Source organism: Rhodococcus jostii NBRC 16295 (assembly GCF_001894825.1).
Lineage (GTDB): Bacteria > Actinomycetota > Actinomycetes > Mycobacteriales > Mycobacteriaceae > Rhodococcus_F > Rhodococcus_F jostii.
Map to the genome: position 1 here is coordinate 1 of NZ_BCWY01000251.1, position 981 is coordinate 981.

The 981-nt window shown below is 63.3% G+C and carries 1 protein-coding gene; it reads right to left on the reverse strand.

Features of this window, described 5'->3' with window-relative positions; genetic code table 11:
* Positions 1-25: 25 nt before the first annotated feature.
* On the reverse strand, positions 26-916 hold the full coding sequence (locus tag RJ1_RS45030; protein WP_073371179.1) for an IS982 family transposase: 891 nt from the start codon (positions 914-916) through the stop codon (positions 26-28).
* Positions 917-981: the final 65 nt, after the last annotated feature.

The window sequence follows — 981 nt, forward strand, 5'->3', positions numbered from 1 at the left end:
CTAGATGATTGATTCCTTGGACGGGTCAGTGGTCGTAGGCGATAAATGATCGCTTGGCGGTGGCGCCGATATTCCAGTTGTGCCAGATGCCGGCGGCCATCGCCAGCACACGCTGGGCGACGCGGGCGAACACCCCGTGCGTGGTGCGGCCACCGTGTTCCTCCAGGCCAAGCTGCCCTTTCAAGGTGTGGTTGACCGATTCGATCCACTGCCGTACCCCGCCGAGATTGCCGTTCTTGTAGGTTTCGTCCTTGCGGTCCGGTCGCAGTAGCTGCAGGCCCATCGCGGCGGTGGTGGCGGCGAACTGTGCGCCGGAGAAGCCTTTGTCGGCGAGCAGGATCTGCCCCGACCGAATCAGGTGGTGATCGCGTTCGAGCAGCGCGGTCACCACCTCACGTTCACCGAGTTTCGGATTCGCCAGGCACCACATGATCGGCATCCCGTCGCCGGCGCAGACCAGGTACAGCTTCAGCCCCCAGTAGAAGCGCGAATGGGAGGCGCAATAGCCGTATCCCGCGTGCCCGGCCAGGTCCGACCGCTTCACCGTTTCCCGAGACATCCCGCACGGCACCGGGGTGGCGTCGGTGATCCACAGGTCGTCGAACCATGACGGGGACACCTCGGCGAGGAGTCGAATTGTCTTGCACAGCAACCCTCGTGCCGCCCTGACGCGTTTGTTGTAGTCCGACTGTCCGGGAATGTAGGGGAACAGCGCACGCAACTCGGCGCTGTGGTGGGCGTGCCGGATCCACCGGCGTTCGCAGTCGAATCCGAGCAGCATCTGCGCCACGGTCAGGGTGAGCAGTTCGGCATCGGAGAGCAGCGGGCGCCGGCCCCGCCCGGTGCGGGGTTCGACGACATGATCGTCGATGAGCACATAGAGTTCGGTCAGGAGGGTTTCCAGTTCTTTGGTCACGCTTTGATCTTGGAAACCCTCCGCCTACCAGCCTCGCAGCGACACACCTTCAAGGAATCAATCAT